The sequence below is a fragment of the Plantactinospora sp. B24E8 genome, assembly GCF_039871735.1.
GTDB lineage: Bacteria > Actinomycetota > Actinomycetes > Mycobacteriales > Micromonosporaceae > Plantactinospora.
The window spans coordinates 272,160-290,037 of sequence record NZ_JBDPMH010000003.1; the positions used below are offsets into that span (position 1 = coordinate 272,160).

Sequence of the window (17,878 nt, forward strand, 5' to 3'; positions counted from 1 at the left end):
AACGCGACATAGCCTGGTCCGGTGGTGATCAGGGACGGACGGGAACTCGCCGGCGCGTGGACCCGGTTCCAGCGGCACACCGTCGCCGCCCCGTCCCCGGACCTGGCCCGGTACGTCGAGCGGTACTGGATGGTCTCCTGGCACTACGAGAAGCTGTACCGGCAGTTGATCGTGCCGTACCCGAACGTGCACCTGACCTTCACCGGCGGCGCGGCGACCGTACGCGGGGTCAGCAGCCGGCACCAGCACCGGGTGTTGGCCGGGGACGGCAGTGTCTTCGGGGTGGTGTTCCGGCCGGGCGGCTTCCGGCCGTTCCTCGGCGCCCCGGTCTCGACCCTCACCGACCGGTCGGTGCCGGCCCGCGCGGTGTTTCCGGCCGAACCGCCGGCACGACCCGACGCGGTCACCGTCGAGAGCTACCTGCGGACCCGGCTTCCGGAACCGGACCCGAGGGCGGCGCAGGCGGCGGCGGTCGTCGCCGACATCGCCGCCACCCCCGGTCTGCACCGGGTGGACGTGGTGGCCCGGACGGCCGGCCTGACCGTGCGCGGGCTGCAACGGCTCTTCGCCGAGTACGTCGGGATCGGGCCGAAGTGGGTGATCCGCCGCTACCGGCTGCACGAGGTGACCGAGCGGCTGGCCTCGGGCGGCCCGGTCGACTGGGCCGGCCTCGCCGCCGATCTCGGGTACGCCGACCAGGCACACCTGGTCCGGGACTTCACCAAGATGTTCGGCGAGCCGCCGACCTGGTACGCCGCCCGCTACTGAACCGCCGGCAGACCACGGTGGCGTGTCCCCGGGGGAGACACGCCACCGTCACCCGGCGGATCAGGCCGTGGTCTGCGACATCGCGGCGACGAGGACGAGGACGAACCAGAGCGCGCCGAGCACGGTGAAGACGACGCCCAGCCAGAACCCCGCCTTGGCGAGCCCCTCGCCCTGCTCACCGGTCTGCCGGATCTGCTTCTTGGCGACGGCGCCGAACACGATGCCCAGTGGGGCGAAGATGAAGGCGAACACCAGCGAGAGGATCGCCATCACGTTCGTGCCGCGAACCTGACCGACCTGCCCGCCCGTACCGCCGGTTGCCTCGGTCGACATCTCTCCTCCTCGGGGTGACTGTGTGGCGGGGAGTTACCCAGACCGATGCGCCGACCAACAACCGTCCGATGTGTCTTCGGGGGGTTCCGGCCAGGCCGTTCAGCCCAGCGGACCGACCTCGGCCTCGATCGCGGCCCGCAGCCGCGGCCCGGCGACCACGGCGCGGGCCGCCTCCATCGCCGGGGCGAGGAAGATGTCCGGCCCCGGCTCGCCGACGAATCCGCGTACCGCCGCCAGCGCGGCCCGACCGGCCGGCGACGGGGTGAGCGGGGCCCGCAACTGCAGCCCGCGTACGCCGGCGATCAGCTCGACCGCGAGCAGGCTGGTCAGGTTCTCCAGCACGGTCCGCAGCTTCTTCGTCGCCGCCCAGCCCATCGAGACGTGGTCCTCCTGCATGCCGCTGGTCGGTAGCGAGTCCACCGAGGCCGGCGAGGCGAGCCGACGGTTCTCCGCGACGATCCCGGCCGCGGTGTACTGGGCGATCATCAGCCCGGAGTTGACCCCGGCGTCGGGGGAGAGGAACGCCGGCAGCTCCCGGGACCGGGCCACGTCCAGCAGCCGGTCCACCCGACGCTCGGCGATCGCCCCGACCTCGGCGGCGGCGATCGCCAGGAAGTCGGCGGCGAACCCGAGCGGGGCGCCGTGGAAGTTGCCTGTCGACTCGACCCGACCGTCGGGCAGCACCACCGGGTTGTCCACCACCGACACCAGCTCCCGGGCCGCCACGTCGGCGACAAAACCGAGGGTGTCCCGGGCCGCGCCGGCCACCTGCGGCGCGCACCGCATCGAGTACGCGTCCTGCACCGCGTGCGACAGGTCGTCCCGGTGCGAGTCCATGATCTGCGAGCCCTGCAGCAGCCGGTGGATGTTCGCCGCCGACACCGCCTGACCCGGATGGGGGCGGATGGCGTGCAGCTCCGGCAGGAACGGCCGGTCCGAACCGAGCATCGCCTCGATCGCCAGCGCCGCCGTCACGTCCGCCATCGCGAACAGGTGCCCGGCGTCCGCGATCGCCAGCAGCAGCATGCCGAGCATGCCGTCGGTGCCGTTGACCAGCGCCAGCCCCTCTTTGGCGGCGAGCGTGACCGGGCGCAGCCCGGCCGACCGCAGCGCGTCGGCGGCGTCGAGCCGGCCACCGTCCGGGCCGAGCACCCAGCCCTCGCCGAGCAGCACCAGCGCGCAGTGCGCCAACGGCGCCAGGTCACCGGAGGCGCCGAGCGAGCCGTGTTCCGGCACCCACGGGGTCACGTCGGCGTTGAGCAGGTCGACCAGGGCCTGGACCAGCTCGGGACGTACCCCGGAGTGGCCGAGCGCCAGCGACCGGATCCGCAGCAGCATCATCGCCCGGACCACCTCGCGGGGCATCGGGGCGCCGACCCCGGCGGCGTGCGAGCGGATCAGCGCGTGCTGCAGCTCGGCCCGACGGTCCGGGGCCACGAAGGTGGTGGCGAGTGCCCCGAACCCGGTCGAGACCCCGTACACCGGGCGGCCGGTCTGTTCGATCCGGTCCACGATCGACCGGCTGGTCGCCATCGCGTCCAGGGTGGCGGGATCGAGGGTGACCGTGGCGTTGCCACGGGCCACCGCGATCAGGTCGGCCGGGGTGATCCCGGTGGGGGTGACGGTGACGACGGGTCGGGTCACGGTTGACATGCGGGTACTCCGTTGTGCAGGACCTGGCTGATCAGTGGAACCCCCGGCCGGTAGGCCAGGTGCAGATACGAGGGCGCGTCGAGGATGGTGAGGTCGGCCCGCGCCCCGGGCCGCAACACCCCGATGTCGTCGCGGCGCAGCGCGCGCGCCCCGCCGGCGGTCGCCGCCCAGACCGCCTCCGCCGGGGTCATCCGCATCTCGCGGACGGCGAGCGCGACACAGAACGGCATCGACGAGGTGTACGACGAACCGGGGTTGCAGTCCGTCGCCAACGCCACCGTCACGCCCGCGTCGAGCAGCCGGCGGGCGTCCGGGTACGGCGACCGGGTGGAGAACTCGGCCCCGGGCAGCAGCGTCGCCACCGTGCTGCTGCTCTCCGGCTCGGAGACCCAGGTGGTGACGGTCGACGCCAGCGCCTCGATGTCGTCGTCGTCGAGGTGGGTGCAGTGGTCCACGCTCGCCGCGCCCAGTTCCACCCCGAGCCGGACCCCCGGCCCCGGGCCGAGCTGGTTGGCGTGCACCCGTACGCCGAGACCGGCGGCCTGCCCGACGGTGAGGATCGCCCGGGCGTGGTCGGCGTCGAAGGCACCCCGCTCACAGAAGACGTCGATCCACTTCGCGTACGGCAGCGCGGCCCGGAGCATCGGCCCGCAGACCAGGCCGACGTAGTCGTCGGGACGGTCGGCGTACTCGGCCGGGACGACGTGCGCGCCGAGGAACGTCGTCTCGGTGGTGAACTCGGCGGCGATCCGCAGCGACCTGGCCTCGTCGGCGACGGTGAGGCCGTACCCGCTCTTGATCTCGATCGTGGTGGTGCCCTGCCGCAGCGCCTCGGCACGCAGCCGCCCGACGGTGCCGCGCAGGGTGTTGTCGCCGGCCGCCCGGGTGGCGGCGACAGTGGTCCGGATCCCGCCTCCGGTGTACCGTTCGCCGGCCATCCGGGCGTTGAACTCGGCCGCCCGGTCCCCGGCGAAGACCAGGTGGGCGTGGCTGTCGACAAAACCGGGCAGGACGGCGCCGCCGCCGGCGTCGATCCGCCGGTCGGCGGCCGGGGCGTAGCGGGCCGGGCCGAGCCAGGCCACCTGGCCGTCCTCGACCAGCAGTGCCGCCCTGCGCCGGATGCCGAGCGGGCCGCCCTCGCCGGTGCCGGCCACGTTGGTGACCAGTTCGCCGATGTTGTCGATCAGAAGGTTCATGCCACCTCCTCGCTTCGCTCGTCGGCGTCGTGAGCTGGGAGACTGTGCTGACTGATTCGCTCGCTACGCTCGCTCACGCTGTCACCGCCTCGATCGCCGCGGTCAGCGCGGCCGGTACGTCGATCGTCGCGTGCCGGCCGTCCCGGACCACCACCCGACCGTCCACCAGGACGTCGGTCACCTCGGCGGCGGTCGCCGCGAAGAACACGCCGACCGGCGGCACCCCGGCGGTACGCGGACTGTCCAGCCGGACGGTGACCAGGTCGGCACGGGCGCCGACGCTGAGCGCGCCGGCGTCCGACCAGCCCAACGCGGCATGCCCGGCGGCGGACGCGGCGTGCCGCAACTCGGCGGCGGTGAAGTGGCCGCGCGCCCGGGTCGCCAACCGTTCGTCCAACTCCACCGCCCGGGCCTCCTCGAACAGGTCGATCACCGCGTGGCTGTCGCTGCCGAGACTGATCGGGCAGCCGGCGTCGGCCAGGTCGCGGGCCGGGCCGATCCCGTCGGCCAGGTCCCGTTCGGTGGTCGGGCAGAGGCAGACCCCGGTCCGGCTGTCGCCGAGCAGCTTGCGGTCGGCGTCGGTCAGGTGGGTGGCGTGCACCGCCGTCGTGGCCGGGCCGAGCGCGCCCGCGTCGGCCAGCAACCCGGTCGGGGTCCTGCCGTGGTACGCCAGACACGCCTCGTTCTCCGCCGGCTGCTCCGACAGGTGCACGTGCAGCGGCTCGCCGCGCTCGTCCGCCCAGCCGACCACCGTCGGCAGCTGCCCGGCGGGGACCGCCCGGACGGAGTGGACCGCCGCACCGACCCGGACGTGCCGGCCCTCGGGGGTGAACGCGGCGGCCCGCTCCGCCCAGCGGGCCGCGTCTCCGTCGCCGAACCGCCGCTGTGGGCCGGCCAGCGGCTGCCCGTCCACGGTCGCGGTCAGGTAGCAGGTGTCCAGCAGGGTGAGCCGGATCCCGGCCTGGGCGGCGGCCTCGACCAGCGCCGTACCCATCACGTTCGGATCGTGGTAGCGGCCCCCGTCCGGGCGGTGGTGCAGGTAGTGGAACTCGCCGACGCAGGTGATCCCGGCCAGCGCCATCTCGGCGTACGTGGCCCGGGCCAGCGCCAGGTAGCTGTCCGGGTCCAGCCGCCCGGCGACCGCGTACATCGTCTCGCGCCAGCTCCAGAAGTCACCGCGTCCGCCCTGGGCCCGCCCACGCAGCGCCCGGTGGAAGGCGTGCGAGTGGGCGTTGGCCAGCCCGGGCAGGGTCAGCCCGGGCAGTCGGCGGGCGTCCGGCGGGGCCGGTTCGCGCGGGACGATCCGGGTGAACCGGCCGTCGGCGACCTCGATCAGCACGTCCGCGTCCGGCTCCGCCCGGTCCGGCAGCCAGGCGTACTCGGCGTGGAACCGGGCCCGGCTCATCCGGCGACCGGATCGGTCGTGCCGGTGGGGGCGGAGTCGCCGGCCGGGCCGGATTCGCCGGCGAGGTCGGCGAGCAGGTCGGCGAGGTGTCGGATCCCGGCGGCGCAGTCGTCGTCGGTGGCCGCCTCGGCCGGCGAGTGCGACACCCCGGTCGGGTTCCGTACGAAGAGCATCGCGGTCGGCAGGTGCCCGGCGAGGATCCCGGCGTCGTGGCCGGCGGCGGTCGGCAGCACCGGCACCGTGTCGGCGTACACCCGCCGCACCGACGTGCTCAACGCGGCGTCGAACTCGACAAGCGGACTGAGCGACTCCCGGGTCACGGTCAGCGTCGTACCGTCCCGGGCGGCCCGGTCGGCGGCCTTGGCGCGTACCGCCTCGACCAGCGCGTCCAGGGTCTCCACCTCGGCGGCCCGGGCGTCCAGCCAGCCCCGGACCCGGGCCGGTACGGCGTTCGTCGCGTTCGGCTCCACCTCGACCCGGCCGATCGTGGCGTGGGCGCCGCGCAGCCGGGCCTCCTTGTTCGCCGCCAGCACCGTGAAGGCGTACGTCAGCATCGGGTCACGGCGGTCCGCCATCCGGGTGGTGCCGGCGTGGTTCGCCTCGCCGGTGAAGTCCAGCCGCCAGCGGCCGTGTGGCCAGATGCCGCTCGCCACCCCGACCGGGGCGTCGAGGTCGACAAGCGCCCGGCCCTGCTCGATGTGCAGCTCGACGAACGCGTCGACCCGGGCGAGGAGTTCGGGGCGTTTCCCGACCGGTCGGTCACCGAGCGCCTCGGCGAGGCTGACCCCGTCCCGGTCGGTCAACGTCGCCGCCCGGTCCGGGTCGAGCGCGCCGGTCAGCAGCCGCGAGCCGAGGCAGGGTACGCCGAACCGGGAGCCCTCCTCCTCGGCGAAGACCACCACGCCGACCGGGCGGCGGAACCCGGGTCCCCGCCGCAGCACCGCCCGGACGGCGAGCAGGGCGCTGACGATGCCGAGCGGTCCGTCGTAGCCGCCGCCGTACGGGACGGAGTCGAAGTGGCTGCCGAGCAGGACGGCGTGACCCTGGTCCGGCGGCGGCCCGTACCAGGCGATCAGGTTGCCGTTGCCGTCCTCGGTGACGGTGTGCGCGCCGAAGGCGACGGCGGTGGACCGGAACCACTGCTCCAGGTGACGTACCGGCCCGGTGAAGCCGTACCGGAGGTAGCCGCCGGTGCCCGGGTCACGGCCGATCGGCGCGAGCTCGTCCCAGAGCTGGCGGAACTGGCCCGCGTCCGGGGGGTCGGGAAGGAGTCCTTCCCCAACGGAATCCGCGAACAAGGCGCCCTTCCTCACACTTCGGCCATCGGGATGCGGAGGTCGCCTCGGCGGGCGGCCTCGGCCGCCTCCGGGTAGCCGGCGTCGACGTGCCGGAGCACGCCGGTCGCCGGGTCGTTGCTCAGCACCCGTTCGATCTTCTGGCCGGCGAGCGGGGTGCCGTCGGCGACGGTGACCTGGCCGGCGTGGATGGAGCGGCCGATGCCGACCCCGCCGCCGTGGTGGATGCTGACCCAGGAGGCGCCGCTGGCCGTGTTGACCAGGGCGTTCAGCAGCGGCCAGTCGGCGATGGCGTCGGAGCCGTCGGCCATCGCCTCGGTTTCCCGGTAGGGGGAGGCGACCGAGCCGGCGTCCAGGTGGTCGCGGCCGATGACGACCGGGGCGGCCAGTTCGCCGCTGGCGACCATGTCGTTGAAACGGACGCCGGCCAGGTGCCGTTCGCCGTGGCCGAGCCAGCAGATCCGGGCCGGCAGGCCCTGGAAGGCGACCCGTTCGCCGGCCAGCCGGATCCACCGGGCCAGCGACTCGTTCTCCGGGAAGAGGTCCAGGATCGCCCGGTCGGTGGCGGCGATGTCGGCCGGGTCGCCGCTCAGCGCCGCCCACCGGAACGGGCCCCTGCCCTCGCTGAACAGCGGCCGGATGTACGCCGGTACGAAGCCCGGGAAGGCGAACGCCCGGTCGTAGCCGCCGAGCTGCGCCTCGCCCCGGATCGAGTTGCCGTAGTCGAAGACCTCGGCGCCGTTGTCCTGGAAGCCGACCATCGCGGCGACGTGGGCGACCATCGAGGCCCGGGCCCGCTCGGTGTACTCGGCCGGCTTGCTGCGGGCCAGGTCGGCGGCGTCGGCCAGGTCGACCCCGTCCGGGACGTACGACAGCGGGTCGTGGGCACTGGTCTGGTCGGTGACGATGTCGATCTCGACGCCCCGGCGGAGCAGCTCGGGAAAGACGGTGGCGGCGTTGCCGACCACGCCGACCGAGAGCGCCCGGCGCTCCCGCTTCGCGGCCAGGGCCGTCTCGACCGCCTCGTCGAGCGAGTCGGCGACGGTGTCCAGGTAGCGGGTGGCGACCCGGCGGGCCAGCCGTTCCGGGTCGACGTCGACGATCAGGCAGACCCCGCCGTTCATGGTCACCGCGAGCGGCTGCGCCCCGCCCATGCCGCCGCAGCCGGCGGTCAGGGTCAGGGTGCCGGCCAGCGAACCGCCGAACCTCTTGGCGGCGACGGCGGCGAAGGTCTCGTACGTGCCCTGCAGGATGCCCTGGGTGCCGATGTAGATCCAGGAGCCGGCGGTCATCTGGCCGTACATGGTGAGGCCGAGCTGCTCGAGGCGGCGGAACTCGGGCCAGGTCGCCCAGTCGCCGACCAGGTTGGAGTTGGCGATCAGCACCCGGGGCGCCCACTCGTGGGTCCGCAGCACCCCGACCGGCCGGCCCGACTGGACCAGCATGGTCTCGTCGTCGGCGAGCGTGGTCAGGGTCCGGACCAGGGCCTGGTACGACGGCCAGTCCCGGGCCGCCCGGCCGGTTCCGCCGTACACGACGAGGTCGTCGGGGCGCTCGGCGACCTCGGGGTCGAGGTTGTTCATGAGCATCCGCAGCGCGGCCTCCTGCGGCCACCCGGCGGCGGTCCGGGTGGTGCCACGGGCTGCGCGGATCGGCTCGGGCATGGAAACTCCGTTCTGTGGTGGTGGTTCGGCGGTGGCGGTCGGCCCCGGTGCTGTCCGACGGTTCGGCGGGCGGCGCTACCCGACGAAGAGCTGTCGGCGGGCGGCGGACTGTTCGAATTCCTCCAGTCGGCGCTGGGCGTCGGCCGGCGCGGCGTCGCAGAGCGCCTGCAGCAGCACCATCGACATCGCCATCGGCGCGGTGTGCAGGTCGAAGACGAGTTGGGCGCCGACCGCGGCCGGCAGCACGATGTGGGCGTGTTCGGCGGCCGGGCTGACCGCCGAGTCGGTGATCACCACGACCGACATGCCCATCGCCCGGGCCTCGGCGAGGGCGTCCAGCACCTCGCGGGGATAGCGGGGGAGGACGATCGCGAGTACGGCGGAGGCGCCGGCCGTACGGGCCTGTTCGAGCCGGTCGGTCAGCAGGCTGCCGCCGGAGTCCAGGACCCGTACGTCGGGGTGCACCTTCGCCGCGAAGTAGGCGAAGTACGCGGCCAGCGGGGCGGCGGCGCGCAGTCCGAGGACGACGAGTGGCCGGCTGTTGGCGAGCAGGGTGCCGGCGGTGGTCACCCCGTCCCGGTCGGCGAGCTGCTCAGCGAGTTTGTCGAGGTTGTGCGCCTCGGCCCGGACCGCCCGCTGCATCTCGTTGCCGACCGGCTTCTCCGGATCGGGTCGGCTGTGCCCGGCGGCGGCGATCTCCCGGAGCCGCCGGCGCAGCGCGGGGTAGCCGTCGTAGCCGAGGGCCATCGCGAACCGGGTCACCGAGGGCTGGCTGACCTTGGCGAGTTCGGCGACCTCGGCGGCGGAGAGGTAGGCCGCGGAGGCGGCGTTCTGGACCAGGCTGTGCGCGATCCGCCGCTGGGTCGGCGTCAACCGGATGCCCTGGAAGAGATCGAGTACGCGGTCCGTGGTCGGCGCCGCGATGACAGCGCTGTCATTCACAACAAGACTGTATGCATAAAATAATTCAGTAGGCAACAGGGCGCCGGGGACGTGATAAAACCATCGGGGTGGATGCTACGAAGCTCCGGCGCGCGATCGCCCGGACCCGGCTCGCCCCCGTCGCGACCTTTCCCAAGCGGTTCCTGCGGGTCGCCCGGCACGACGCCCGGGTGCTCACCGTCTCGGCGAAGTGGCTCTTCACCTCCCGGGAGCACCACAACTACACCTACGACCTGACCAGACTCAGCCGGGAACACCTGGCCTGGTTCGTCAGCGTCACCTGCGACGTGCCGATCAAGCAGGTGCGGGCGTACCTCGACGAGATCGAGCACGACGACACGCTGCGCCAGCACATCCAGCGGGCCACCGCCGCCGCCGACCGCCGTGGTCTGGCCGACCGCCACGTCCGGTACGCCCGCCGGATCGGCTGGTACGCGATCGTCCGGGCCACCCGGCCGAAGCACGTCGTGGAGACCGGCGTCGACAAGGGGCTCGGCACCTGTGTGATCGCCTCGGCCCTGCTCCGCAACGCGGCCGAGGGCGACCCCGGCCGGGTCACCTCGTTGGACATCAACCCGGAGGCCGGCTACCTGGCGAAGGCCGAGCCCTGGTCGACCGTGGTCGACCTGGTGATCGGCGACTCGATCGCCTCGATCAGGGCGCTGGACCGTCCGGTCGACCTCTTCCTGCACGACAGCAACCACAGCACCGGCCACGAACGGCGGGAGTTCCAGACCGTGGAGCCGAAGCTCGCCCCGGGCGCCCGGCTGCTGACCGACAACGTCACGGTCACCAACGTGCTGGCCGAGCACGCCGAGAAGACCGGCCGCCGGTTCCTCGCCTACCGGGAGACCCCCGCCCGGCACTGGTATCCCGGCGACGGCATCGGCCTGGCCTGGTAGCCGGGGCAGAGCCGGCCGAGCGGGTCGGGGACCGGCACCGCGACGGCGGCGGCTCCCCGGAAACCGGCTACTGCCGGTGAGGGCCGGTGTGGCACCGTTGGCGCATGCGATTGGCTTCGGTGCAGACGTACCCGGTCAAGGGGTGTCGCCGGATCGAGCACGACGCGGCGCGGGTCGAGCCGTGGGGCCTGGCCGGTGACCGGCGGTGGATGATCGTGGACGACGAGGGCGTCGGGGTCACCCAGCGCCAACTGCCCACGCTGACCGCCGTACACCCCGAGCCGACGCCGGGCGGGCTCCGCCTCCGTGCCGCCGGCTGGGCCGCGACCGAGGTCGCCGAACCGACCGACGGCGAACCGGTCGAGGTACGGGTCTTCACGAACCAGCCGGCCGCGCCGGGCCGGGTCGCGGACCCGGCGGCGAACGACTGGCTGTCCCGGGTCCTCGACCGGAAGGTACGCCTGGTCTGGCAGGCCGACCCGGTCGGGCGGCCGATCCCGGACAGCGCCGGTGTCGAGTCCGCCGACCGGGTCACCTTCGCCGACGGGTACCCGTTGCTGCTGGCCAACCGGGCCTCGCTGGACGCGGTCAACGAGTGGCTGCTCGAGGCCGGCAGCCCGGAGGGGCCGCTGCCGATGACCCGGTTCCGGCCCAACCTGGTGGTCGGCGGGGCGACGCCGTGGGCCGAGGACGACTGGACCGGCCGGCGGCTGCGGATCGGCCCGGTGGTCTTCCGGGTCGCCAAGCCGTGCGGCCGCTGCCTGGTCACCACCACCGACCAGGAGACCGGGGTACGCGGCCACGAGCCGCTGCGCACCCTCGGCCGGCACCGCAACGTCAACCGGAAGCTGCTCTTCGGGCAGAACCTGGTACCGCTGCTCGACCTTCCCGGCACCGGCGACACGGTCACCGTCGGCGACCCGGTCGAGCTGCTCCCCGACTAACTCGACAACACCTCGGCGGCGGTCACCAACCCGGCCAGCGGCCCGCCGGAGAGGTGGCGTGTTGCGCACGTCGAGGGCACTCCGGCAACATGCCCGGATGATCGACCCGGAGATCCCCGACCACACCCGTCCCAGTTCCGTCCGCGAGCCTGGCGGTGCGCCGGAACCGGCAGCGGCGGCACGACCGGGTGGGGTGGCGGGCCGACGCCGATGGTCGGGTCGGTGGCTCGCCGGCGGCGGGGCGGCCCTGCTCGCCGCGGTCCTCGGCGTTGTCCTGTTCTGGGTCTCCGGCGAGTCCGCCGCCTGCGCCGCCGCCGTCCCGGTCCCCGGCCGGCCCGCCGCCCCGGTCGGCGAACCGGCCGCGCTCGCAGCCCCGCCGGCCGCGCTTGCCGCTCCACCCGTCGCGCTCGCCGCCCCGCCGACCAGCGGCAGGGTCTACAAGGGAAAGGCGTCGCACTACGACGGTGGCAACTCGGGCGGCAACTGTTCCTTCCCCGGCCCGCCGGCCAACCGGCTCTACGCCGCGGTGGGCTCCACCAGGTACGCCGGATCGGCCGCCTGTGGCAGTTTTCTCGACGTCACCGGCCCGAAGGGCACGGTACGGGTGATGGTGCTGGACCGCTGCGCCGGCTGTACCGGCAACAAGATCGACCTGTCCAAGCAGGCGTTCAAGAAGATCGCCGACCTTTCCCAGGGCATCGTGTCGGTGTCCTACCGGCTCGTGGTGGACCCGCCGGTCTCCGGTCCGCTCACCTTCCGGGTCAAGGGCGGCGCCTCGCAGTACTGGTTCGCCGTGCAGGTGGGCAACCACGGCAACCCGCTGAAGTCGGTGGCCGTACGCCGGGCCGGTGCCGGGTGGCGGAACGCGAAGCGGCAGCCCGACAACTACTGGGTGATCGACGGCGGGCTCGGCAAGGGGCCGTACGAGATCCGGGTCACCGACGTGCACGGTAACCAGGCGGTGGCCACCGGCATCACGCTCGAGCCCCGAAAGCAGCAGCGCAGCCGCGTCCGGCTGTACGGCGACGGTACCGGCCCCACCCCGACCCCGTCGGCCTCCACCAGCGCCGGCCCCGGCACAGCCGGGTCACCGACCCCGCCGACGCCGAACACCCCGGCACCGGGAACCGCCACCGCACCCGTGGTCGGTGCCGCGGCGGGCGGCGGTGCGCCCTGCCGGTAGCGGCCGGGTTCGCCCCCGGCGGACCGGCGACTCAGCGGCCGAGCGGCAGCCACATCAGGATCTCGTCGCGGTCGTCGTCGGGGCCGAGCCGGAGCGCGCCGGGGAGTCGGCCGACCTCCTGGTAGCCGAGCCGCTGGTAGAACTTCTCGATGCCGGTACCGCCGCGTACGGTCAGGTGCAGTGCCGCCCAGCCGAGTTCCCGGGCGACCTGTTCGGCGTGTCGCATCAGCGCGGCGCCGTGGCCGTACCCCTGCCGGTCGGGGTGCACCATCACCCGCTTGAGCACACCCCAGTGTGCCTTGAGCCGGAAGCGGTTGTCGGTGAGGAAGAGCATCGCGACCGGCCGCCCGTCCTCCTCGTACCCGACCAACAGCCGGTCCGGGCCGTTCCCCGCCTCCGCGAGGGTGGTGAGCGCGAGCGGACGTACGTCGTCCTCGGTGACCGGGCCGACGAAGCCGACGGCGCCGCCGGCGTTGGTCACCGCGGTCCAGAGCGTGACGATCTGGTCACGGAGTTCGGCGGTGAGGGGAGGATCGACCACGAAGCGGATGCCCACCCGGCTGATCCTCGTCGGTGTCGACCCGTCCGCCGATCCGGCCGGCATCGTCGTGACGGCGCTAACAGGCGCCGACGTGTTCGGTGCGGGAGAGGGGAGTCGAACCCCTACGCCCGAAGGCACAGGAACCTAAATCCTGCGTGGCTGCCATTACACCACTCCCGCTCGGACGTGAGTCTAGACCGACAACGCGCACCCGTTGGCAACCCGCCCGAGTCACCGGTTCCGGCCGGCTCCCGGCCCCGCCGGCAGCTACGGCGTCTCGGGCTGCGCGGACGTCGGGTGGCCGGTGTTGCCGGTGCCGGACCGGGCCAGCTGCGCGTTCACCGTGATCGAGTAACCGATCATGATCGCGGTGGTCAGGGCCAGCGTCACGGCCGGGACGACCGACCCGGCGGCGACCCCGGCGACCAGCACGACCCCGAGTGCGGTGGCCACCGCCCGGGCCCGGGGCACCGCACCGAGGAGGAACCACTGCAGGACGACCCCGGTGAGCATCCAGATCACGAGTGACCCGGCCAGGACCGCACGCAGGATGCCGGGCAGTCGCCCGGCATCCTGCGTGATCTGCGCCACGACCTGACCCGACGTCCAGCCGAGGAAGAGGACCGCGATCCCGGCCGGTACGTGGATGAGGCCGTAGACCTGACCGCTGCCGAGCCGGCGTCGGATGGGCAGACCGGCGGCCAGGAAACTGGTGTAGGTCCACCAGAAACAGACCGACACCACGAAGGCGGCCGCCGCCGCGAGCAGTGCCCGGACCGGCGGGTCGGGCAGCGGCACCCGACCGAGCACGGTGGTCAGCATGGCGCCGAGCAGAATGATCAGGAGTTGCCCGATCCGTTCGGGCAGGTGCCCGGCGTGCACCGGACTACGGGCCAGCCAGCGTCGGCCCAGCCACAGGGCGGCGAACTCGCCGACCAGCCCGGTGATCCACAGCACCGGGCGGACCGCCGGGTCGACCGCGAGCGAGCCGAGCCAGCACAGCCAGCCGAACCCGAAACCGGTCAGGTAGACGCCGGCCACCTGACGGGATCCGGGCCGGCTGGCGAGCACCCGCAGGTACATCAGCAGCAGCATGGCCCGCACAGCCAGGTAACCGAGCGGAAAGAGCAGCCCGTCGGGTACGTCGTGGGCACCGAGGCCGAGCACGCCCACCCCGGCCGCCGCCGTCAGGACGAGGATCCGGTGTGGTGTGTCGTCCGGGTCGAAGCGGTTGTCGTAGAAGGCCTGGGTGTACCAGATCCACTCGGCGAGCAGGAAGATCGCGAACGTGCTGGCGAGCCGGTTCAGGGACGGCTCGGCGGGGTCGCCGAGCCGGGCCGCGACCGAGGTGAGCAGCAGCGCGAAGACCAGGTCGAAGAAGAGTTCGAGCCAGGTCGCGTGCCGTTCCCCGCCCTGCCCGGCCGGGCCCTCGGTCGCTATCCGGAGCAGGTGGGCGATCCCGGACAGCCCGGGGTGACGCCGCTTCCGGGCGGCGCCGGTTCCCGCGTCGTCTTCGGCCACCACCGACCATCATCCGATCGGCGGGTACCGGCCGGGGCCTGATCGCGGGAAGCCCCGGCCTCGGCTGGCCTTCCTCGGTCCGGCCCCGGGCCGACTTCCTCAGGTCGGCTTCCCGGGGTCGGCTCAGTCCAGGCCCAGGTCGCGGCGGAGCTTCGCGACGTGGCCGGTGGCCTTGACGTTGTAGAGCGCCCGCTCGATCCGCCCCTCCTCGTCGATGACAAACGTCGACCGGATCACGCCGGTGACCGTGCGACCGTACGACTGCTTCTCCCCGTACGCCCCGTACGCGGTGAGCACCGCCTTGTCGGCGTCGGACACCAGCGGGAAGGTGATCGCGTCCCGCTCCCGGAACTTCGCCAGCCGCTCCGGCTTGTCCGGGGAGATGCCGACCACCTCGTAGCCGGCGACCTGCAGCGAGGCCAGCGAGTCACGGAAGTCACACGCCTGCTTGGTGCAACCCGGGGTCATCGCGGCCGGGTACGCGTACAGGATCACCTTGCGGCCACGCAGCTCCTTGAGGGTGAGCGTGGTGCCGGTGTCGGTGGGGAGCGCGAAGTCCGGCGCGGTGTCGCCGGCGTCGAGACGGGTTGGCGAGGTCATGGACCCGACCCTAGCGCCAGGTATACCCGAGGTTGCGCTTGGCGTACAGCTCTTGCCAATCCTTGGCAACAACATCACCTTGCCCATAGGCTGAGCCGGCCGAGTGGGCGGGACCCGCCCTGGCTGGAGGAGGTGGCGTGGAGACCCTGGCGATGCACATCTCGAACGGGATCATCAACGGTCCCGTGGCGGCGGCGTTCGCGGCGTTCGCCCTGGCGGCACTGGCGTTCTGCGTGGCCCGCGGCCGGCAGGACCTGGACGACCGGCTGGCGCCGATGGCCGGTCTGGTCGCCGCGTTCATCTTCGCCGTGCAGATGCTCAACTTTCCGATCTTCACCGGCGCGGTCAGCGGCCACCTGCTCGGCGGCGCGCTTGCCGCGATGCTGGTCGGCCCCTGGGTCGGTGCGCTCTGCGTCGCCGTGGTGCTGATCGTCCAGGCGCTGGTTTTCGGGGACGGCGGCGTCGCCATGCTCGGCCTCAACATCACCAACATGGCGGTCATCGGTACGGCGGTCGGATACCTGCTGATCGCGCTCCTGCTGCGGGTCCTGCCCCGCAACCCCGGCGGACTCGCGGCCACCGCCTTCGTCGCCTCGGTGGTCAGCGTGCTGATCGCCTCGCAGGGCTTCGTCCTGCAGTACTGGCTCGGCGGCACCACCGACGTGGGCAGCAGCCTCGGCGGCCTGGCCGGCACGATGGCCGTCGCCCACCTGCTGATCGGCATCGGCGAGGGCCTGATCACCGCGACCACCGTGGTGACCGTGGCGAAGGTCCGCCCCGACCTGGTGTACGCGCTGCGCGGTCTGCGTACCCCCGCCGCCGCCCCGGTGCCGGCCGCCGGAGGTCTCCGGTGGGCCGCGCGGCGACCCCGGCGAACGCAAGCCCCGACACGGTGATCGCGAGCGGCGGAGGAGGACGGATGACCCGGCGGACCGGTGCCTTCATTCTCGGCGGGCTGCTGGTGGCCCTGCTGCTCGCCGGAGTGGTGAGCAACTTCGCCTCCAGCCACCCCGACGGGCTCGACTCGTCGCTGCGGCAGGGCTGCACCTTCGACGCCGACGACAACATCATCGGCGGCAGCTGCCCGGCTCAGGAGACCAGAGACCACGAACTGGCCGACTCGCCGCTGGCCGACTACGGGGTACGCGGAATCGACAACACGTTCCTCTCCACCGGCCTGTCCGGGGTGCTCGGCGTCCTGCTCACCTTCGCCGTCGGCGGCGGGCTGTTCTGGCTGGCCCGCCGGCGTACCGGTGGCGGGGGACCGGTCAGCGACGAGCCGGCGGCCGGACAGCCCGCCGGGTCCGTCCCCGCGCCGGTCGACGGCGCGCGGTAGCCGAAGGAGTTCGCCTCAGATGGGTGCCGGTCACGCGCACGTCCTCTACCGGGACCGGACGTCGCCGGTGCACCGGCTCCCGCCCGAGGTCAAGATCACGGCGATGGTGCTCTTCAGCATCGCCGTGGTCGCCACCCCCCGGGAGGCGTTCTGGGCGTTCGGCGGGTACGCCGTACTGGTCCTGCTGGTCGCCGCGCTGGCCCGGATCGGCCTGCGCTGGCTGCTCAGCCGGGCCCTGATCGAGCTGCCGTTTGTCGTCTTCGCGTTCGCGCTGCCGTTCCTCGGACACGGTGAACGGGTCGTCTGGCTCGGCCTGGAGCTCTCCGTCGACGGGCTGTACGGCGGCTGGAACATCCTGGCCAAGGGCACCCTCGGGGTCCTCGCCTCGCTGCTGCTGGCCGGGACCACCACGATGCGGGACCTGCTCCTCGGGCTGGACCGGTTGCACTGCCCGCAGATCATCACCCAGATCGCCACCTTCATGCTGCGCTACCTCGACGTCCTCGTCGGTGAGGCCCGGCGGATGCGGGTCGCCCGGATCTCCCGGGGCGACGACCCGCGGTTCGTCTGGCAGTTGCGCGGCTTCGCCGTCGGCGTCGGCGCCCTCTTCCTCCGCGCGTTCGAACGCGGCGAGCGGGTCTACCTGGCCATGGTCGCCCGTGGCTACCAGGGCCGGATGCCCGCCGCCTGGCGGACCGCCGGCGCGGCGACGGTACGGCACTGGCTGGTCGCGGCGACGGTGCCGCTCGCCGCGACCGGCATCGCCGCCACCGCCCTGGTGCTGGGATGATCGGGTACGTGGACAGCCTCCCCGCCGCCGACCCGCCCTCCCTCGACGTACGCGGGGTGCACTACAGCTACCCCGACGGACACGTCGCGCTGCGCGGGGTCGACCTGACCGTGCCCCGGGGCGGGCGGCTGGCGCTGCTCGGCCCGAACGGGGCCGGCAAGACCACCCTGGTGCTGCACCTCAACGGGATCCTCTCCGGCGGCGCCGGCACGGTCACCGTCGGCGGGCTCACCGTGGACCGGGACCGGGCCACCCTCGCCGAGATCCGCCGCCGGGTCGGCATCGTCTTCCAGGACCCCGACGACCAACTCTTCCTGCCGACCGTCGCCGAGGACGTGGCGTTCGGCCCGGCGAACCTCGGGCTGCGCGGCGCCGAACTGGAGGCCCGGGTCGTCGAGGCGCTGGACGCGGTCGGCATGACCGAGCACCGGGACCGGGCACCGCAGCACCTGTCGTTCGGGCAGCGCCGCCGGGTGGCGGTGGCGACCGTACTCGCCATGCACCCGGAGATCCTGGTCCTCGACGAACCCTCGTCGAACCTCGACCCGGCCGCCCGGCGGGAACTGGCCGCGATCCTGCGCCGGCTGCCGGTGACTCTGCTGATGGTCACCCACGACCTGCCGTACGCCCTGGAACTCTGTGACCGGTCGGTGATCCTGGACGCCGGACGGATCGTCGCCGACGGGACCACCGTCGACCTGCTCACCGACCAGGAACTGCTCGCCCGGCACCGGCTGGAGCTGCCGTACGGCTTCGACCCGACCCTGGCCGCCCGCCAGCTCGCCGCCCAGGGCTGAGCCGTCAG

General features: G+C 73.3%; 18 protein-coding genes and 1 tRNA gene. 8 read left to right on the forward strand and 11 right to left on the reverse strand.

The window, feature by feature from the left end; all coding sequences use genetic code 11:
• Positions 1 to 21 precede the first annotated feature (21 nt).
• Complete coding sequence (locus ABGB21_RS07375) at positions 22 to 768, forward strand: helix-turn-helix domain-containing protein (RefSeq protein WP_347676973.1); 747 nt, start codon at positions 22 to 24, stop codon at positions 766 to 768.
• 60 nt (positions 769 to 828) lie between these two features.
• Here ABGB21_RS07375 and ABGB21_RS07380 read toward each other — a convergent pair whose 3' ends face one another.
• The 7 genes from ABGB21_RS07380 to ABGB21_RS07410 all read right to left on the reverse strand — a co-directional run bounded on the left by ABGB21_RS07380 (position 829) and on the right by ABGB21_RS07410 (position 9,256).
• Complete coding sequence (locus ABGB21_RS07380) at positions 829 to 1,101, reverse strand: DUF4190 domain-containing protein (RefSeq protein ID WP_347655374.1); 273 nt, start codon at positions 1,099 to 1,101, stop codon at positions 829 to 831.
• A gap of 99 nt (positions 1,102 to 1,200) precedes the next feature.
• On the reverse strand, positions 1,201 to 2,754 hold the full coding sequence (hutH, locus tag ABGB21_RS07385; protein WP_347676975.1) for a histidine ammonia-lyase: 1,554 nt from the start codon (positions 2,752 to 2,754) through the stop codon (positions 1,201 to 1,203).
• Positions 2,742 to 3,950 carry an imidazolonepropionase gene (gene hutI, locus ABGB21_RS07390; RefSeq protein ID WP_347676977.1) on the reverse strand — a complete coding sequence of 403 codons (1,209 nt, stop codon included), beginning with the start codon at positions 3,948 to 3,950 and terminating at the stop codon, positions 2,742 to 2,744. The genes hutH and hutI overlap by 13 nt, the downstream gene beginning before the upstream one ends.
• Before the next feature lie 73 nt (positions 3,951 to 4,023).
• Complete coding sequence (locus ABGB21_RS07395; protein ID WP_347655371.1) at positions 4,024 to 5,355, reverse strand: formimidoylglutamate deiminase; 1,332 nt, start codon at positions 5,353 to 5,355, stop codon at positions 4,024 to 4,026.
• Entirely contained in the window at positions 5,352 to 6,653 is a 1,302-nt protein-coding gene (locus tag ABGB21_RS07400) for an allantoate amidohydrolase (RefSeq protein WP_347676979.1), read from the reverse strand. The genes ABGB21_RS07395 and ABGB21_RS07400 overlap by 4 nt, the downstream gene beginning before the upstream one ends.
• 11 nt (positions 6,654 to 6,664) lie before the next feature.
• The gene (gene hutU, locus ABGB21_RS07405) at positions 6,665 to 8,314 is read right to left on the reverse strand and encodes a urocanate hydratase (RefSeq protein WP_347676981.1); all 1,650 of its coding nucleotides are present in this window, start codon (positions 8,312 to 8,314) and stop codon (positions 6,665 to 6,667) included.
• 75 nt (positions 8,315 to 8,389) lie between these two features.
• A complete protein-coding gene (locus ABGB21_RS07410) occupies positions 8,390 to 9,256 on the reverse strand; it encodes a MurR/RpiR family transcriptional regulator (protein WP_347655368.1) in 867 nt (288 codons plus the stop codon).
• Between the two features lie 68 nt (positions 9,257 to 9,324).
• Here ABGB21_RS07410 and ABGB21_RS07415 point away from each other — a divergent pair, with 68 nt between their 5' ends.
• The 3 genes from ABGB21_RS07415 to ABGB21_RS07425 all read left to right on the forward strand — a co-directional run bounded on the left by ABGB21_RS07415 (position 9,325) and on the right by ABGB21_RS07425 (position 12,285).
• Entirely contained in the window at positions 9,325 to 10,158 is an 834-nt protein-coding gene (locus tag ABGB21_RS07415) for a class I SAM-dependent methyltransferase (RefSeq protein ID WP_347655367.1), read from the forward strand.
• Between the two features lie 104 nt (positions 10,159 to 10,262).
• Entirely contained in the window at positions 10,263 to 11,102 is an 840-nt protein-coding gene (locus ABGB21_RS07420) for an MOSC N-terminal beta barrel domain-containing protein (protein WP_347655366.1), read from the forward strand.
• Positions 11,103 to 11,199: 97 nt separating this feature from the next.
• Positions 11,200 to 12,285: an expansin EXLX1 family cellulose-binding protein gene (locus ABGB21_RS07425; protein ID WP_347676983.1), complete on the forward strand. Its 1,086-nt coding sequence runs from the start codon at positions 11,200 to 11,202 to the stop codon at positions 12,283 to 12,285.
• Between the two features lie 31 nt (positions 12,286 to 12,316).
• On the opposite strand, the gene ABGB21_RS07430 is transcribed toward ABGB21_RS07425, so the two are convergent.
• The 4 genes from ABGB21_RS07430 to bcp all read right to left on the reverse strand — a co-directional run bounded on the left by ABGB21_RS07430 (position 12,317) and on the right by bcp (position 14,947).
• Positions 12,317 to 12,841 carry a GNAT family N-acetyltransferase gene (locus ABGB21_RS07430; RefSeq protein ID WP_347655364.1) on the reverse strand — a complete coding sequence of 175 codons (525 nt, stop codon included), beginning with the start codon at positions 12,839 to 12,841 and terminating at the stop codon, positions 12,317 to 12,319.
• A gap of 84 nt (positions 12,842 to 12,925) precedes the next feature.
• Positions 12,926 to 13,006, reverse strand: a tRNA-Leu gene (locus ABGB21_RS07435).
• An 87-nt stretch (positions 13,007 to 13,093) separates the two neighbouring features.
• On the reverse strand, positions 13,094 to 14,347 hold the full coding sequence (locus ABGB21_RS07440) for a low temperature requirement protein A (RefSeq protein ID WP_347676985.1): 1,254 nt from the start codon (positions 14,345 to 14,347) through the stop codon (positions 13,094 to 13,096).
• Between the two features lie 123 nt (positions 14,348 to 14,470).
• Positions 14,471 to 14,947, reverse strand: coding sequence for a thioredoxin-dependent thiol peroxidase (gene bcp / locus ABGB21_RS07445; protein ID WP_347655362.1), 477 nt, complete (start codon positions 14,945 to 14,947; stop codon positions 14,471 to 14,473).
• A 137-nt stretch (positions 14,948 to 15,084) separates the two neighbouring features.
• Here bcp and ABGB21_RS07450 point away from each other — a divergent pair, with 137 nt between their 5' ends.
• From ABGB21_RS07450 to ABGB21_RS07465, 4 genes are read left to right on the forward strand one after another with little or no spacing between them, the layout of a single operon-like run.
• On the forward strand, positions 15,085 to 15,843 hold the full coding sequence (locus tag ABGB21_RS07450) for an energy-coupling factor ABC transporter permease (RefSeq protein ID WP_347676987.1): 759 nt from the start codon (positions 15,085 to 15,087) through the stop codon (positions 15,841 to 15,843).
• Positions 15,844 to 15,866: 23 nt separating this feature from the next.
• A complete protein-coding gene (locus ABGB21_RS07455; protein WP_347655360.1) occupies positions 15,867 to 16,283 on the forward strand; it encodes a PDGLE domain-containing protein in 417 nt (138 codons plus the stop codon).
• A gap of 19 nt (positions 16,284 to 16,302) precedes the next feature.
• On the forward strand, positions 16,303 to 17,073 hold the full coding sequence (gene cbiQ / locus ABGB21_RS07460) for a cobalt ECF transporter T component CbiQ (protein ID WP_347676989.1): 771 nt from the start codon (positions 16,303 to 16,305) through the stop codon (positions 17,071 to 17,073).
• Positions 17,070 to 17,870: an ATP-binding cassette domain-containing protein gene (locus ABGB21_RS07465; RefSeq protein WP_347655358.1), complete on the forward strand. Its 801-nt coding sequence runs from the start codon at positions 17,070 to 17,072 to the stop codon at positions 17,868 to 17,870. The genes cbiQ and ABGB21_RS07465 overlap by 4 nt, the downstream gene beginning before the upstream one ends.
• Positions 17,871 to 17,878 lie beyond the last annotated feature (8 nt).